The following is a 16,205-nucleotide window of genomic DNA, read 5'->3' as shown; positions in this document are numbered from 1 at the left end:
CTTTAAATGACTCAAGTCCATCTGTTAAAAGTTTGTTATAGATTTTATCCATATCAATACCTTTTGCTTTTAACTCTTCAAAATACTCATCACAATCATTTTCTGACATAATTTCACTTTCATATTTTGCTCCATCTTGAACCCAATCTTCAATTGTAGCAAGTGGTGCTGTATTTACAGAGTTTGGAAAAATTAAATTATCTACATAATAACTAGGAGCTAAATCATCACCTTTTACACCTGTACTTGCAAATAAAGTTCTAATATTTGAGTTTTTGAATTTATTAATTTCATGATAACATTTAGTTGCATTTACAATACCAAGCTTAGATGGTAATAATCCTTTTAAAGAAAACTCTTTGTCAGTTAATCTATCAAATCTTGATACAAAAATAGATACAACAGCTTTGATATCTTTATTTGATTCTTTTATTCCTTCATTTAATGCTTGAGTACATTTGATAGCTTGTTCTGGTGAAAAGATTAATGTTGCATTTACATTAATTCCTTTTGATGTTAACTCTCTCATTGCAATATATCCAGCTTGCGTTGCTGGAATTTTAATCATTACATTTTCTGCATTAATTAATGAGTTAAGTCTAATACCTTCATCAATTGTACCTTGTGCATCATCACATAAAGAAGGGTCAACTTCAATAGAAATAAATCCATCATCAGAATTATTAAGATGTAAATCATCTAAAAGTGCTGCTGCTCTTTTAATATCTGTTAATGCTAATTCTTCATAAATTGTTTTTGCATTATTTGCTTGTAACATATCAAGTTGTTGTTTATAAGCAACAGAGTTTGAAATTGATGATTCAAAAATAGCAGGGTTTGATGTAGCACCTTGAATAATTTCTTCTTTTATAATCTCTTGAAATCTATTTTCTAAAAAATCTCTTTCTATAAAATCACACCATAAAGAGTAATTAATTTCTTCTTTTAAACTCATCTATAATTTCCTTATATTTTTTCTAAAATTTTTGTTAAATCTTTTTCATCAATAATTATATTTGCTTCTTTTTTTAATACATCTCTTGCACAAAATGCAATTCTTGTATCTGCATGAGCAAACATAGATAAATCATTTGCACCATCTCCACATACTAATGTATTTTCTCTCGTAATTCCAAGTATATTTTGAAGTCTTTGAATCATATCACCTTTTGAATAACCAAACATCATATCTCCACCAACAAGACCTGTTAAAATACCTTCTCTTTCATGTAAAACATTTGAGAAATCGGCATCTAAACATAGTTTTTCTTTAGCAGGAGAAGTTCCTATTCTAAATCCACCTGAAAAACATACAACTTTGTAATCTCTTTTTTTCAGTTCAGCAACTAACTCATAAGCACCTGGCATCAACGGTAAATCTTTACAAATTTCAACAGCTTTAGAATAAGGTAGACCTTTAAGTAAAGATACTCTTTCTATTAAAGATTCAAAAAAATCTAGCTCTCCCGCCATTGCTTTTTCAGTAATAGAAGCAACCTTTTCTTCAAGTCCAAGAGGCTTTGCTAAAAAGTCAATAGTCTCTCCATCCATAAGTGTTGAATCAAAATCAAAAACAGCTAATTTCATTAATTTTCCCTAGTTTTATTGTTTAAAGTGTATAATATTATCTAAATTATACTAAAGGAATGTTTTCCACTATGTTTGAAACACTATTACAGAAATTACAAGAAGATTATTTTTTAACTTTAGAAACAACTCCTCAGCATGAACCTACAATGCATAATATTATTGAGAGAATTAAAAAATTTAAGCTACAAGATAAAGTTGATGGATTCTCATGTACAGATAATCCACTTGCAAAACTTAAATATAATGCACTATTTGCATCATTAAAATTACAAAATGAATTTGCAAAACCAGTAATTGCAACAATGACTATGAGAGATAGAAATAAAATTGCATTACAAGCTGATTTATTAGGAGCAAATGAATTTGATGTTAGAGCTATTTTAGCACTTACAGGTGATCCTGCAAAAATGAGTGACCAACCACATTCAAAAGGTGTATTTGAAGCTAATTCACTTATGCTTTTAAAAATTATTAAATCATTTAACTATGGTATGGACTTTGCAGGTCGACCTTTTAAGATTGAACCTAAACAAATTTATCCATTTTCTGTTGTAAACTCTTATGCAAAAAACTTTTCAAGTTTAGAAAGAAAAATGCATCAAAAAGTTCAAAATGGTTCTTTAGGAATTATTTCACAGCCTGTATTTGATATTGAAAATGCAAAAAAACTACTTGAAACATTTGATAAAGCAAAAGCTGACGTTTCTGGTGATAAAAAGAAAGCACAATTAATTTTTGGATTATTTCCTATTACTAAACTTAGAACTGCACTATTTTTATCAGCACAAGTTCCAGGTATTCATGTTCCTCAACTTTGGATAGATAAACTAGAAGCTGCACATAAAATATCAGAAGATGAAGAGTATAAAGTAGGTATGCAATTAAGTACTGACTTATATAAAGAAATTAGAAAATTTCATCCTAAAATTCACTTAATGACAGCAAATAGATTTGATGTTGCAAATGAGGTTATTTCTTGAAATTAGCTTGTATTGATGTAGGACTTAAAAGAATTGGTATTGCTATTTGTCTTACCTCAGATATTGTAACACCTCAAAGTGCTATTTTAAGAAAAAATAGAAATCAAGCTTCAAATGATGTAAATACATTTTTAAAAGAGTGGGAAATAGAAAAACTAATAGTTGGATATCCAAGCTCTAGTGAAGATATGCAAAAAAGAATTAATCACTTTATTAATCTTTTAGATTTAAAAATTCCTTATGAACTTTGTGAAGAAAATATGAGTTCTATTGAAGCAGAGAATTTAATAAAAGGCGATATTAAATATAAAAGAGATGGAAGAGTTGATTCTATTGCTGCTAAGATTATTTTAGAGAGATATTTAGCAAAAAGAGGAAAGTAAATCTAATTACTTTTCTTTTTTACATTATCAACATATTTTAATCTTACTTCATTTATTTCATCAAAGTTTTCAAAAAATAAATCTACAAGTTTTGGGTCAAAATGTTTACCCTTTTCTTTTTTAAATAATTCGAAAATATCTTCAAGAGGCCAAGCTTCTTTGTAAACTCTTTGACTACCTAAAGCATCAAATACATCAGCAATAGCTGTAATTCTTCCAAAGATATGGATATCTTCACCTTTAAGCTTTTTAGGATAACCACTTCCATCCCATTTTTCATGATGTTGATGTGCAACAATTGCTGCTGCTTTTAAAATCTCTTTATCAGAATTTTTAAGCATATTATAACCCAATGTAGAATGGGTTTTCATAATTTTAAATTCATCATCTGTTAGTTTTCCTGGTTTATTTAGAATTTTATCTTTAATACCAACTTTTCCAATATCATGCATAGGAGAAGCTAATTTTAATAAACTAGCTTCTTCTTTTGATAATCCATATCTTAAAGCAAGGATTTCTGAATAAATAGCAACTCTTTTTACATGATTACCCGTTTCATTACTTCTTGATTCTCCAATAGCACCCATAGTATAAACAATATCTTTTTGTGTATTTATAATCTCTTGTTCTGCTTTTATAATATTTGTAATATCAGTACCATAAACCATAATTGCATTTAATTTACGTACACCTTTTAAAACAAAAGTATAGATTTTATCTTCACTAAATTTATGCTCTATTTGTTTTGTATCTTCATTTAAAATCACTTGATTTAAAAACTCTTTGTTATTTAAAAATTCAAAAGTATTATTATTTGAAAAAATATCTTTTGCAGGTTGATTTCTATACTCTATTTGTGCATCATGATTTATAACCATAATTGGTTCTGGATTTTTATTTGGTAAAGCTTGTAAATATTCATTTCTCTTTTTAAGTTCACTACGAAGTCCAAGTGCAGAATAAAGGAAACAGTTTTTTATTAAATTTTGATACATCAAAAGTGCAGTAGCAAAAAATAGATACCAATATGGTGTTACACATGCTAAAATTGCAAATACTATACTAGCTATCCACCGTATATTTATTTCCAATTCTGACATATTGGAACAGTTTTTTTTCAAAAAATTCATTCTATTTCCTTATTTTTCTAAAGTTACCACAGCTATTGCAAATCCTTCGTCATGTGTTATTGAAATATGTGATTTTTTAATATTAAACTTTTTTCTGATTTTTTTCTTATATTTTAACTTTGGAGCACCTAGTTTTGTTTTTGATATTTTTATATCATGAAAGGCACAAGATGCACCAATACCAGTACCAAGAGCCTTACTAGCTGCTTCTTTTGCTGCCCAAAAACCAGCTGCTGTTTCTGGTTTTTTGATTAATTCTATTTCTTCTTGACTTAAAAACTTTTCATAAGCCTTTATTCCAAATTTTTCATACATTCTTTTTATTCTATTTACTGATGCTATATCTATACCTATCATTTTAAGCCTATTGTTTTAATAATTGTTATAAGGGTATTATTATATCTTATTAAGTGCTATGATTACAAAAAGCTTAAAACTTATTTATTCAAGATTAAAAATAATAATCATATATTGATATTAAACCTATCTTCTGTATAATCATTCTATGAAATTACTATTAAATAAATTAACCTATCTTGCCATCATGCTATTTATTATAAGTCTTATATCTTTTATAGCAATAAATGCAGCTCCAAACTCTTTTTTTGCAAGTGGTGAATTAAATCCTAATATTACAGAAGAATCAATAGCACAATTAAAAGCTGTATATGGTTTGGATAAACCTTTGTATGTCCAGTTTTTTTCATGGATTACGGCTATTGTTCAACTTGATTTTGGAATTTCTTTTGCAAGTGGTGTAATGGTAAAAGATGAAATAATTAGTAGAATGCCTATTACTCTTATTATAAATATTACATCTATGGTTTTTATATTTGTTTTATCTTTATATTTAGGAATAAAATCTGCTTTAAATAAAAATAGTTTTTTTGATAAATTTACAGGACAATTATCACTACTTAGTTTTTCAATGCCTAGTTTTTATTTAGCCCTACTTTGTGTATTAGTTTTTGCTATAAATTTTGAGATTTTACCAATTGCAGGATTACACTCAATGAGTGATGATGGTAGTTTAGAATACTATTTAGATTATGCATGGCATTTGATTTTACCTATTTTTATTATTGTTTTTGGTGGAATTGGAAGTCTTACTTTATATATTCGTTCACTTACAATTGAGATATTAAAATCTGATTATATTTTCTTCGCTCGTGCAAGAGGTTTAAATAATTCACAAATACTTAGACACTATATTTTACCAAATCTTTATCCTCCTGTAATTACGCTACTTGGATTATCACTACCTGGAATTATTGGTGGTTCTGTTATTTTAGAGACAATATTTTCTATTGATGGAATGGGTTTATTATTTTTCCAAAGTGCTTTAAGTCATGATTATCCAGTAATTATGGGAATACTAATAATTGGTGCATTTTTAACTTTAATTGGAAATATGATTGCTGATTTAGTTTTACTAAAATTAAATCCTAATTATAATAATAAATAAAAATAGGCAAAAACAAAGTCAAGTTTGATATAATCTCGTCTTTAATTTAAGGATGCAATTTGAAAGTATTAAAAACTATTGAAGAACTACAAAATGTAAGAAAAAGTATAACATCAACAGTAGGTTTTGTTCCAACTATGGGAGCTCTACATGATGGTCATATTTCGTTAATAAAACAAGCAAGAAATGAAAACGATATTGTAATCGTTTCAATTTTTGTAAATCCAACACAATTTTTGCCAACAGAAGATTTAGATGCATATCCTAGAAAAGATGAAGCAGACAAAAGAATCTGTGAAATGTGTAAGGTTGATTATGTTTTTATGCCTGAAATTTCAACAATGTACACAAGTGAAGAAGTTTTAATAAAAGCTCCAAATAAAAGCTATATTTTAGAAGGAAGAACAAGACCTGGACATTTTGATGGTGTATTACAAATTGTTTTAAAACTATTTGGATTAACTCAACCAACGAATGCATATTTTGGTAAAAAAGATGCACAGCAACTTTCTCTTATAACTCAAATGGTTAGAAATTTATTTTTACCAATAAATATAATTCCATGTGAAATAATAAGAGAAGCTGATGGACTTGCGATGAGTTCAAGAAATGTTTATTTAAATGAAGTACAAAGGAAAGATTCTTTACTTATTTGTAAATCTTTATATACAGCAGCCTCATTAATTGGAAAAAATGAATTAAATTCAAATGTACTAAAACAAAGAATGAATGATGTGATGAGTACTCTTGATGTAGAGTATATTGCTATTGTTGATAGAGATTTTAATGAAATAGAAAATATTGAATTAAAAAATTCAATTATTCTAGTTGTGGCAAGATTTGGAAATACAAGATTATTAGATAATATTTGGGTTTAAATAAAAGAATTATATTTATAATTTAATTATACTTATTTAAGTTCTTATATGTTATCTTCATTATTAACAATTTTACTTCAAGGATAAAATATGAATATAAAAAAACTAACTTTAGCAAGTGCTTTATTAGTATCCTCATTATTTGCAGGAACGTATAATGTAGATAAAAGTCATTCAAATATGGGATTCAAAGTTAAGCATATGATGATTTCAAATGTATCAGGTTCTTTTGATGAATTTACAGGTACTTTTGAATATGATGAAAAAACAAATACATTAACATCATTAAGTGGTGAAATTAATGTAGAATCAATTAATACTGCTAATGAAAAAAGAGACACACACTTAAAAGAAGATGAACTATTTTCAGCAAAGAAATTCCCAAAAATCAATTTTAAATTAACAAAAATTGATGGTGAATATGCATATGGAGATATTACATTAAAAGGTATTACAAAAAATATCAAACTTGAACTTGAAAATGGTGGAACAGTAAAAGATCCTTGGGGAAATGAAAGAGCAGCATTTGCACTATCTGGAAAAATCAATAGAAAAGATTTTGGCATTACTTGGAATAAAGTACTAGAAACTGGTGGAGTTGCTGTTGGTGAAATAGTTAAACTTGATATCGAAGTTGAAGGTATTAAAGCTAAATAAATCAAACCTAGGAATAAGAGAAAATCTTATTCCTCTTTATATCAACACTGCATTGACACTTTTTTTATTTATAATCTTTTTTTATAAAAGGATTTAAATGAAAAAATTATTATTATCAAGTGCACTTATCTCATCTGCTTTTGCAACACAAGAAAACTATTTCGAAATTGGAACAATTTCAATAAAAACAAATAACAACTTCTCAACATTACAAAAAAAGAATATTTCTAGTTTTGATTACACTTCAAATGAAGATAAAACACTTCCCTATTTTGAATTTTATTATTCAAAAAATTTAACACACTCACATAACTTATATTTAAAATCAATTGCAAAAGATTTGAATATTGGTAACAAGTTTTCCTCTAATTTGGGAGAGTTTGATATGGGATTAAAATTAGATTTACTAAATGAAGAGTGGGAAAATCCATTTATTACAAATACTAATAAAGAAGAAACAAAAACAAAAGAGTTTGGTGCATATTTAGCTTATACACTATTGTCAAATAAAGACTATAAATCTGTTTTAAAATATGAAATAAGTGAAAAGTCTTATGATAAAGATAGTGTCCAAACACAATTAAAAAGAGATGGTATTAGAAATATTTTAGCTTTAAATAATATCTTTTATTCATCTTTATTACAAAAACCTATTGCTTATATCAATAATATTTCTTTTGAAAATTATAAAGCAAAAGGAAAAGCTAGTGCATACAATGAGATAAATTTTGAATTAGGTCTATCAAGTATTATTAATGAAAATTTAGAATTAACAGTACTAACAAATATTGCAAAAAAAGATTTTGATGATATCAATCCAGTATTTAATAAATCAATAAATGAAAATATATATGGAATAAAAACAATTTTAAAATACAATGAGCCATTTAAATACCAAAATACTTATATTAGTTTAAAAATGGGATTAGAAAAAAAAGATACTAATGAAAGTTTTTATGATTCAAAAACCTCTTTTGCAATTGTTAGCTTAGCTTATAAGTTTTAAAAAAAGAACAACTTTAATACTTAATAAAAGGTTTATATAATCTCTTATTAAGTTTATGATAAAATTGCAAAAAAACTAAGGTAATAACTTTATATGAAATTTACAACTCAAAACCCTACAAAATCTTTACATCTAGTATCTCTTGGTTGTACTAAGAATCTAGTTGATTCAGAAATTATGCTAGGTAAATTAAAAGAATATAAAATAACAGATGATGCAACAAGTGCTGATGTATTAATTGTAAATACTTGTGGATTTATTGATAGTGCAAAAGAAGAAAGTATCAACACTATTTTAGATTTACATGAACAAAGAAAAGAAGAATCTGTATTAGTAGTTGCAGGTTGTCTTACGCAAAGATATCAAGAAGAATTACAAAAAGAGATACCTGAAGTAGATATTTTTACAGGTGTTGGTGATTATGATAAAATTGATGAACTAGTAAATGAAAAAAGAAGTGCATTTACAAATGAAGTATTCTTAGCATCAGATATAAATGAAAGAGTAATAACTGGTTCTTCATACCATGCTTATATCAAATTAAGCGAAGGTTGTAACCAATCTTGTTCATTCTGTGCAATTCCTTCATTTAAAGGAAAATTACATTCTAGAACATTAGAATCACTTGTAAAAGAAGTTAAATCTTTAGTATCAAAAGGTTATACTGATTTTTCTTTTGTATCACAAGACTCTTCATCATTTTTAAGAGATTTAGGTCATAAAGATGGTTTAGAACAATTAATTACTGAAGTTGATAAAATAAAAGGAATTCTAACAGCTAGAATTTTATATCTTTACCCATCAACTACAACATTAGCTTTAATTGATAAAATTGCTGATTCAAAAATTTTCCAAAACTATTTTGATATGCCATTACAACACATAACTCCTTCAATGTTAAAAATCATGAAAAGAGGAAAAGGTGTTGAAAAATTAATTGAATTAATGGATCATATGAAATCAAAACCAAATGCTTTTGTTAGAACTACATTTATAGCAGGTCATCCAGGCGAAACACAAGAAGACCATGAAGCATTATGTAAGTATATTGAAGAGTATAAGTTTGATAGAGCAAATGTATTCTCTTATTCAACAGAAGAAGGTACAGCAGCAGCTAATTCTGATAGCTTAATAGAACAAGAGATTATAGATGAAAGAGCAGATGAAATTGGTGAGATAATTGCACAAACAACTCAAGAATCTTTAGAAAAAGAAGTTGGTAAAACTTTTGAAGTTTATATTGATGGTGAAAGTGAAGAACATGAATACTTATTAAGTGCAAGAAAAATCATGTGGGCACCTGATATTGATGGGGAAATTTACATTAATGATAATGAACTATATGATGAAAACAATCCACAACAATTAGAGTTTGGGAAAATTTATACTGTAAAGATTACTGAATTAGTTGGAGATAAATTACTAGCAACTGTAATTAAGTAGTTAAATTAATATTAAAAGGATTTATTATTTTGAGACTAGATTTTACAAAAATAAAAGAAACAAAAAACTTATTGGCATTTTCAGCAGGAATTGACTCAACAGCATTGTTTTTTTTATTAGTTGAAAGTAATATTCCTTTTGATATAGCAATAGTTAATTATAATGTAAGAAGACAATCTGCTGAAGAACTAAACTATGCAATAGAACTAGCTTCTTTATATGGAAAAGAGATTTTTTATAAAGAAGTTTTAATTGAATCAAAATCAAACTTTGAAAAAACTGCTAGAGATATTAGATATAAATTTTTTGAAGAATTAGTATCTGAATATGAATATGAATCTTTAATCACAGCACATCAACTAAATGATAAACTAGAATGGTTTTTAATGCAATTAAGTAAAGGTGCAGGGTTACTTGAGTTAATTGGATTTAATGAAGTTGAAGAGAAAGAAAACTATTTTATTTTTAAGCCACTTTTAGAAACAAAAAAAGATGATTTAGAAGCTTATTTAAAAAAATACAGTTATAAATATTTTGTTGATAAATCAAACTATGATGAAAAATATACAAGAAATTATTTTAGGCATAATTATAGTGATAAATTTTTAAATGAATACGAAAAAGGGATTATTAATTCTTTTAGATATTTAGGTAATGATTTAGTATCATTAAATATGAAAGCTGAAGCTATTTTAAAAATCAAAGAATTAGAAATTTTTCAAAATATTACAGATAATAATTTAAATATAAGAGTAATTGATTTATCACTAAAAAAAAGAGGTATTTTACTTTCAAAAGCTCAAAGAGATGAAATATTAAAGCAAAAAGAGCTTGTAGTTTCACATAAAATAGCAATTAGTATTTCTGATAATTTTATTTGGATTGCACCTATATCAAGTAAAGATATGACAAAAGAGTTTAAAGAATTATGTAGAATAAAAAAGATTCCTAAAAATATAAGAGCTTATATTTTTGAAAAAAACATTGAATTAAAAGACTTAATTATCTAAAAATTTTTTTACTTTTTCAACTTTGATAATCTCTTTTCTAGCAACTTCTCTTTGTTTTTTTAAAAAGTTAATATTTTTGAAAAATAATTCATCAAGCTTACAAAGGTCATCAATTTCTAAATCAAAAGATTCTTTTATATCATCTTTTAAATATTCTTGACCCCATTTTACTAAAGCATCACCTTTTTCAAATGAGTCAAGTGAATCAATATAAATTAATTCGCTTAAGGCTTTTAAAGACCTGTTTCTTCTTTCCATGCTTCAATTAATCCTTGAGTAACTTTCATAACCTGATTTACTGCATTTATATTGTCATCAATTCCAGAAGAGAATAAAGTTTCAATTTGATAAAGATATAATCCATCTAAGTAATATGCAACATCTCCACCATCAAAATCAAGTACGTTTCTAAGTTCATCAAAAATAGCAATTACTTTATTAATATAAGTAAATTTTGCTTCAATATTTCCTTCTTCCATTGCACTTTTTACAAAAGAAAGGAATTTGATAATACCCTCGTATAATTTTAATATTAGAGCATACGGATCATCTGATACCGCACTTTGTTGATTATATATTTCTAATCCCATAAATTATCTCCGTTACAAATTTATATAAACAGTAGTATAGTATAGCTTAGCTTAATTAAGTCAAAAAGAAAAAATTATTATTACTAATTTTTTCTTTTTTTATGAATAGTTTTAACTTGAAGTTGATTCTGCAATCATCATCTTTAATCCACTAAAAGATGATTCAAAACTATTAATTATTGAACCATAAGCTGCAAACTGTGCAGCAAGTTCTTGATACTTACTTTTTAATGATTCTTCTGCTTTTTCTTTGTCTTTTGTTAGAGTTTCTTCTCTTTTATCTATATTATCATCATAAATACTTAATATACCATCAGAGAACTTCATTTCATCAATTACAGATTTTAACTGTGTTCCTAAACCTTCTTTTTCTGCACTTCCAACTAGTAAGTCTTTTAAATCTGAAAGATTATTTTCTACAGCACTATTAAATTTTGTTACATCTAATGATATTTTACCTGACTTATCTAAATCTAATCCGTAATTAAATACAGACTTATCGTCATTTGTTCCATATTCACCAAATAACTTATCTTTTAATTGATCTAAAATATTTCTCAATGCTGATTTATCACCAACCGCTGAATCTCCATTATAGACTTCATCATCAATCATAGTAACTAATTCATTGTATTTATCTACAAATGATTGCATTTGTAGTGTAACTTGTGATTTGTCATCTGTAATATTAATACTTGATTCTCCAAGTTTATTAGCAGTAATTTTTAAACCGTCAATTTCAATACTATTTGTTGAAACATCATAATCAACACCATCAATAGTAGCATTCATATTTTGTGCTGTTAAAATATGGTTTGTATTATTTACAGTAGTCCCATCAGTTGTAAATCCTAAAGCTTGACTTGCAGTTCCAGAAATTGTTAATGCATTATCAAGTCCTGATTCTTCACTTTTTAAAATTAATCTAAATGAATCTGTACCAACTTGATCAAAAGAAGCATTTATTCCAGCTGTAACATTTATTGCATCTTTTAATTCATCATAAGTTGCATAATCAGCAGTATTAAAATCATGTGATGTACCATTAACACTAATAGTTAATGTACCAATATCTCCTAACGTATCTTTTTGTGCACTTGTTACTGTATTTGATTGATAAACATCTTTTTGAGATAATTGTGTAACATTAACAGATGTAATACCTTTGTTTAAATTTGCAACATCTACTGCATCAAAAACTACACTATCTCCTGATGTTGTAGCAGCTTTTTGATCAAAAGCAGTACCTCCACCTGAAATAAATAAATCAAATGGTTTAATAGAATCTAAAAGTTCAGAAACTTTTAGATTAATATTAACCATAACCTCTTTTTCTAGTTCAATATTTTCTATATTTTTTTCAATAGGTTCAACTCTGGCTTTTCTTTCTGCCGCTTTTAACTTATCAATTAATTCAGAATTTAAAGCAGACGCTTGTCCAGAACCCATTCCTAATACACCTTCAGCCATCGTATCCTCCTATTTATCTTTTTAATCCAAGTAATACTTGTATCATTTCATCAATTGTAGTTACAATCTTTGCATTAGCAGTATATGCTGATTGAAACTTTACTAAATTTAACATCTCTTCATCTTTATCAACTTTTGTTATTTGGTCATAAGTATTTTCAAGTGAATTAATTATATCTTTTTGAGTTTTTAATAAAAAATCATTATTTTCTTTATCTTCTGAAACATTAACTTTTATCTCTTGGAAAAACTCCAAGAAACTACTCTCTTTTTGATCTTCTCCAAAAGGAATATCTTTTTTCCATTGTAAAGTTCCTAAATAATCTAAATCTCTTTGATCTAAATCATTTACATTATTAGCATTAAATACCAATGTTTCTACACTATTTCCTGAAAAAAGATTTAATATTGACTCAGAACCTAAAGTTGAGTCTGTTGCTTTATCACCATAAACATACTCATCAATTCCTGTTTTAATATAACTATCTGTTAAATCACTTAGTGATTTTGCTAAGTTATCAAGTTTATCTTTATATCCTTGTATCTTATTATTATAAGAATCAGAAGTCAAATTATCTGTTTGAGCTTTTAAAGCCCCAGTACTTAAAAAAAGCTCTTTATCAAATAAAGAAATAAAAACTCTATCAACAGCTTCTTTACTATCTTCTTCTGTAATTTCAATAGATTCTCTGCTTGTAATTGTAGAAGGATCTGTTGCATCTGTTTGCTCAACAATACTTATTCTTCCATCAAATTTACCATCAGTTCCTGGTATTTTTGCTTCAATAACTAAATAATTATCTTGTGTATCGTTAGTAAGTTTATTACCATTTGAATCAGTAGCATAATCTCCATTATAAGCTTGAACCATTGAAGACATACTTGAATCACTATTTATTTTATAAACAAGTGCTCTTGTTACATTTGCACTTGTTACAGTATCATTTGTATTATCACCATCACCATTTAAATCAACATTATTACCTAAACTATCTTTTACAACTTCACCAATAGTTACAGAAACTTCCATTCCATTTTCTAATTTATATGTAACTTTATCTTCATTATCCAATGCTCTAGGAGTTATAACTCCAGTGCTTGGGTCTTGAATATTTTTAATTGAATCTACGAAATTATTATTTGAATCTGTAAGTGTGAATTTGTCTTTTTGGCTTGTTAAATCTTCTGATACTTTTACTTCTCTAACATTAACATTTTGGCCAATTGCAATTTCACCTGCAATTTTTAATTGATAGATACCATTTTCAACTTTTACATCTATTTTCACATACTCAGATAGTTCTTTTTCTAAACGATCTCTTTTATCAAGTAAGTCATTTGACATACCACTATATCTTGACATCTTATCATTAATATTACCAATTTCTTTAAGAATATTATTAACATTGTCAACATTGTTTTCTAAGTCATTTCTTTCTAATCTTTCTACAGTTTCAATACCCTCATAAATATTTTTTAAAGAGTTTACTAAAATCGTTCCTTGATTTTTAGCATTTGTTTTAAAAACTTCTGAATTTGGATTTGATCTTAAATCTTCGATTGCTTGAAAATATCTATTTAAATCAGCAGATAATCCACTATTATCAGTTTCTGTAAAAATAGTTTCAATACTCTCTAGTGTTGTAGATAATTTGTCATAGTGTTCTAGTTTTGAATTTTCATTTAATATATTATTATTCATAAACTCTGAAATAATTCTATATGTACTATTTGCAGAAACTCCACTTCCTGTAACACTTGAATCAAGTTGTGCATTTTCTGTAACGTCAACTACTCTTTTTTTATATCCAGGAGTATTCTCATTAGCTATATTATTTGATACATTTTCAACTTGAGTTTTTGCTGCATTTAAACCAGATTGTGACACATGTAATGAATTTAGCATGAATACTCCTTTATATTAGATTTCTAATTATCACATTACAATTCTTAAATTTAGATTAAAATGGCCAAATCTTTCTTAGCAATTTTATTCCCCATGGCGTATCTAAAACATCCGTTTCTTCGCCTTCTCTATTATATAATACTTTTAAATTTGCAATTTGTGTTGAGTCAATAGAATTATCTGAAGTAATATCATACGGTCTTATAACACCTGCAACAATTATTTCTTGTTTTTGTCCATCTATAAGAAGTTCTTTTGAACCTTTTATATAATAATTTCCATTTTGATAAATCTCTTCTATAATTGCAGAAATACTTGTTTCAAATGTTTCATCAAATTGTGTTTTTGTAGAACCTTTATCTGATGTTGAACTATTTGTGCTAAAGCCAACACCTAAATTACGATTAAATTTATCCGCAATTCCAGCTGTAGTTGCACCTAAAACATTTGCATCAGTTCCTGCTAAAAGTCCACCACCTAAACTATTTGCTCTTGTGCTTGATAATTCTCTTTTATTACTAGAATTTGATTGAACATCTTCTTTTATATTAATTAAAATAATATCACCAATTTGTAAATCTTTTTTATCAGCAAATAAAGAAGCACCTTGCATTGAATATAATGAACCTTTATTCTTTTTTGCTTGAGGTTGTTTTTTAGGAATTTGAATTTTTGGTTTTTTAAAAGTCATATCAACTTTTGAATTTGTACAACCTATAAATAAAGTAGAAATAATTAATAGAAAAATACTACTTTTCATTTATTCTACTCTCTACAATATATTTTAAATCAATAGCAATTATTGTCTCTTTTAATGACTCTTTTACTAAAGCCATAGAGCCATATCTAATCATTAATGCTTCTAAATTTGTATTAGGTTCACATATAATCACAATTTTATCTTCTACAATTTTAATATGGTTTATATATTTTTGACCAATTAAATCAACTGTCTTTTCAATTTCAGATAAAAGTGTACGTTCTAACTCTTTTTTCTTTTTTAGCTTAGTTTCAATTTTTAGTTTTTCTGCTTTTTTTAACTGTAACTCTTTTTCTTGCTGTAATTTAAACTCATTTTCCATATGAAAATAATATGCAATAAACATAATAACAACAGCAACTAATGATGCTATTTTTATTATTTTTTGTTTTCTATTTCTTTTTACAGATACAATCATGACTATTTAATTACAAATGCTGTAAATAAGATATTTTTAATATTATTACTTTTTACATCTTCATTATTAGCTGTCATTTCATTCATTACTAAATTTATTTCTTCTAATAACTCTTCTTTAAGTAAAGCTTTTCCACCAACTGTTAATAACTCTTCAGAACTTCTAGCACTAATTTGTCTAATTACAATATCAATAATTTCTGCATTATATTTTTCAACTAAAGCAGCAATTGTTGGTTCTACACTTTTTAATGAAAAAGATAACTTCATTAGTTTTTCTCTTCCTTTAGCATTAGTAATATTTAAAACTAAATCATTTACTTCAGCTTTATAAGTTTCAGATGAATCACCAGCTTCTTCTTTTACAACTTTTTGTTCTTGTTCAGTTGTTGCACCATCTTTAGGTGTTAAAATACCTTGTGAATATAAAAAATACGCTCCACCTGCAACTGCAAGTATCAAAACTAGAACTAATCCAATTAAAACGATAATTAATCCCTTTCCTCCACCAGAACTATTT

The 16,205-nt window shown here is 26.5% G+C and carries 19 protein-coding genes; 8 read left to right on the top strand and 11 right to left on the bottom strand.

Features of this window, described 5'->3' with window-relative positions:
* The coding region (locus tag ACERKK_RS04990; RefSeq protein ID WP_373771980.1) for a transaldolase at window positions 1–955 on the bottom strand (955 nt) is incomplete at its 3' end.
* A gap of 11 nt (window positions 956–966) precedes the next feature.
* A complete protein-coding gene (gene serB / locus ACERKK_RS04985; RefSeq protein WP_373771979.1) occupies window positions 967–1,587 on the bottom strand; it encodes a phosphoserine phosphatase SerB in 621 nt (206 codons plus the stop codon).
* 71 nt (window positions 1,588–1,658) lie between these two features.
* Here serB and ACERKK_RS04980 point away from each other — a divergent pair, with 71 nt between their 5' ends.
* Together ACERKK_RS04980 and ruvX are read left to right on the top strand one after the other, a co-directional pair.
* Window positions 1,659–2,570, top strand: coding sequence for a methylenetetrahydrofolate reductase (locus ACERKK_RS04980; protein ID WP_373771978.1), 912 nt, complete (start codon window positions 1,659–1,661; stop codon window positions 2,568–2,570).
* Window positions 2,567–2,953, top strand: a complete 387-nt coding sequence (gene ruvX / locus ACERKK_RS04975; RefSeq protein WP_373771977.1) for a Holliday junction resolvase RuvX — start codon at window positions 2,567–2,569, stop codon at window positions 2,951–2,953. Before ACERKK_RS04980 ends, ruvX begins: the two co-directional genes overlap by 4 nt.
* A gap of 2 nt (window positions 2,954–2,955) precedes the next feature.
* Here ruvX and ACERKK_RS04970 read toward each other — a convergent pair whose 3' ends face one another.
* Complete coding sequence (locus tag ACERKK_RS04970) at window positions 2,956–4,083, bottom strand: HD domain-containing phosphohydrolase (protein ID WP_373771976.1); 1,128 nt, start codon at window positions 4,081–4,083, stop codon at window positions 2,956–2,958.
* Window positions 4,084–4,092: 9 nt separating this feature from the next.
* Window positions 4,093–4,440, bottom strand: a complete 348-nt coding sequence (gene acpS, locus ACERKK_RS04965; protein ID WP_373771975.1) for a holo-ACP synthase — start codon at window positions 4,438–4,440, stop codon at window positions 4,093–4,095.
* Between the two features lie 148 nt (window positions 4,441–4,588).
* On the opposite strand from acpS, the gene ACERKK_RS04960 reads away from it, so the two are divergent.
* The 6 genes from ACERKK_RS04960 (at window position 4,589) to tilS (ending at window position 10,542) form a co-directional block, all read left to right on the top strand.
* Entirely contained in the window at window positions 4,589–5,548 is a 960-nt protein-coding gene (locus ACERKK_RS04960; protein WP_373771974.1) for an ABC transporter permease, read from the top strand.
* Window positions 5,549–5,607: 59 nt separating this feature from the next.
* Window positions 5,608–6,426 (top strand): pantoate--beta-alanine ligase, encoded by an 819-nt coding sequence (gene panC / locus ACERKK_RS04955; protein WP_373771973.1) that lies wholly within the window; start codon window positions 5,608–5,610, stop codon window positions 6,424–6,426.
* A 90-nt stretch (window positions 6,427–6,516) separates the two neighbouring features.
* Entirely contained in the window at window positions 6,517–7,083 is a 567-nt protein-coding gene (locus ACERKK_RS04950; protein WP_373771972.1) for a YceI family protein, read from the top strand.
* A 97-nt stretch (window positions 7,084–7,180) separates the two neighbouring features.
* On the top strand, window positions 7,181–8,089 hold the full coding sequence (locus ACERKK_RS04945; protein WP_373771971.1) for a DUF2860 family protein: 909 nt from the start codon (window positions 7,181–7,183) through the stop codon (window positions 8,087–8,089).
* A gap of 93 nt (window positions 8,090–8,182) precedes the next feature.
* Window positions 8,183–9,532: a 30S ribosomal protein S12 methylthiotransferase RimO gene (gene rimO / locus ACERKK_RS04940; protein ID WP_373771970.1), complete on the top strand. Its 1,350-nt coding sequence runs from the start codon at window positions 8,183–8,185 to the stop codon at window positions 9,530–9,532.
* A 29-nt stretch (window positions 9,533–9,561) separates the two neighbouring features.
* Entirely contained in the window at window positions 9,562–10,542 is a 981-nt protein-coding gene (gene tilS, locus ACERKK_RS04935) for a tRNA lysidine(34) synthetase TilS (RefSeq protein WP_373771969.1), read from the top strand.
* On the opposite strand, the gene ACERKK_RS04930 is transcribed toward tilS, so the two are convergent.
* The 7 genes from ACERKK_RS04930 to fliL all read right to left on the bottom strand — a co-directional run.
* Window positions 10,531–10,800, bottom strand: a complete 270-nt coding sequence (locus ACERKK_RS04930) for a hypothetical protein (protein WP_373771968.1) — start codon at window positions 10,798–10,800, stop codon at window positions 10,531–10,533. The two genes, tilS and ACERKK_RS04930, sit on opposite strands and share 12 nt — an antisense overlap.
* Window positions 10,776–11,132 carry a flagellar export chaperone FliS gene (gene fliS, locus ACERKK_RS04925; RefSeq protein WP_373771967.1) on the bottom strand — a complete coding sequence of 119 codons (357 nt, stop codon included), beginning with the start codon at window positions 11,130–11,132 and terminating at the stop codon, window positions 10,776–10,778. Before fliS ends, ACERKK_RS04930 begins: the two co-directional genes overlap by 25 nt.
* Window positions 11,133–11,243: 111 nt before the next feature.
* Window positions 11,244–12,602 carry a flagellar filament capping protein FliD gene (gene fliD, locus ACERKK_RS04920; protein ID WP_373771966.1) on the bottom strand — a complete coding sequence of 453 codons (1,359 nt, stop codon included), beginning with the start codon at window positions 12,600–12,602 and terminating at the stop codon, window positions 11,244–11,246.
* 13 nt (window positions 12,603–12,615) lie between these two features.
* Window positions 12,616–14,508, bottom strand: a complete 1,893-nt coding sequence (locus ACERKK_RS04915; RefSeq protein ID WP_373771965.1) for a flagellar hook-associated protein FlgK — start codon at window positions 14,506–14,508, stop codon at window positions 12,616–12,618.
* A 55-nt stretch (window positions 14,509–14,563) separates the two neighbouring features.
* Complete coding sequence (locus ACERKK_RS04910; protein ID WP_373771964.1) at window positions 14,564–15,268, bottom strand: flagellar basal body L-ring protein FlgH; 705 nt, start codon at window positions 15,266–15,268, stop codon at window positions 14,564–14,566.
* Window positions 15,258–15,686: a hypothetical protein gene (locus tag ACERKK_RS04905; RefSeq protein ID WP_373771963.1), complete on the bottom strand. Its 429-nt coding sequence runs from the start codon at window positions 15,684–15,686 to the stop codon at window positions 15,258–15,260. Before ACERKK_RS04905 ends, ACERKK_RS04910 begins: the two co-directional genes overlap by 11 nt.
* 2 nt (window positions 15,687–15,688) lie before the next feature.
* A partial coding sequence (gene fliL / locus ACERKK_RS04900) for a flagellar basal body-associated protein FliL (protein WP_373771962.1) occupies window positions 15,689–16,205 on the bottom strand: 517 nt, incomplete at its 5' end.

Source organism: Poseidonibacter sp., from assembly GCF_041821165.1.
GTDB lineage: Bacteria > Campylobacterota > Campylobacteria > Campylobacterales > Arcobacteraceae > Poseidonibacter.
Note: the sequence above shows the minus strand (reverse complement) of the source record. Positions and strands in the feature narration are given on the sequence as shown.

Bases quoted from the DNA above. Each gene is read 5' to 3' on its own strand.
- ACERKK_RS04905 (WP_373771963.1), bottom strand. From the start codon at position 15,686: ATGATTGTATCTGTAAAAAGAAATAGAAAACAAAAAATAATAAAAATA.
- ACERKK_RS04950 (WP_373771972.1), top strand. From the start codon at position 6,517: ATGAATATAAAAAAACTAACTTTAGCAAGTGCTTTATTAGTATCCTCA.
- ACERKK_RS04915 (WP_373771965.1), bottom strand. From the start codon at position 14,508: ATGCTAAATTCATTACATGTGTCACAATCTGGTTTAAATGCAGCAAAA.
- ACERKK_RS04910 (WP_373771964.1), bottom strand. From the start codon at position 15,268: ATGAAAAGTAGTATTTTTCTATTAATTATTTCTACTTTATTTATAGGT.
- ACERKK_RS04970 (WP_373771976.1), bottom strand. From the start codon at position 4,083: ATGAATTTTTTGAAAAAAAACTGTTCCAATATGTCAGAATTGGAAATA.
- rimO (WP_373771970.1), top strand. From the start codon at position 8,183: ATGAAATTTACAACTCAAAACCCTACAAAATCTTTACATCTAGTATCT.
- ACERKK_RS04960 (WP_373771974.1), top strand. From the start codon at position 4,589: ATGAAATTACTATTAAATAAATTAACCTATCTTGCCATCATGCTATTT.
- ACERKK_RS04945 (WP_373771971.1), top strand. From the start codon at position 7,181: ATGAAAAAATTATTATTATCAAGTGCACTTATCTCATCTGCTTTTGCA.
- fliS (WP_373771967.1), bottom strand. From the start codon at position 11,132: ATGGGATTAGAAATATATAATCAACAAAGTGCGGTATCAGATGATCCG.
- ACERKK_RS04980 (WP_373771978.1), top strand. From the start codon at position 1,659: ATGTTTGAAACACTATTACAGAAATTACAAGAAGATTATTTTTTAACT.
- serB (WP_373771979.1), bottom strand. From the start codon at position 1,587: ATGAAATTAGCTGTTTTTGATTTTGATTCAACACTTATGGATGGAGAG.
- ACERKK_RS04930 (WP_373771968.1), bottom strand. From the start codon at position 10,800: ATGGAAAGAAGAAACAGGTCTTTAAAAGCCTTAAGCGAATTAATTTAT.
- acpS (WP_373771975.1), bottom strand. From the start codon at position 4,440: ATGATAGGTATAGATATAGCATCAGTAAATAGAATAAAAAGAATGTAT.
- fliD (WP_373771966.1), bottom strand. From the start codon at position 12,602: ATGGCTGAAGGTGTATTAGGAATGGGTTCTGGACAAGCGTCTGCTTTA.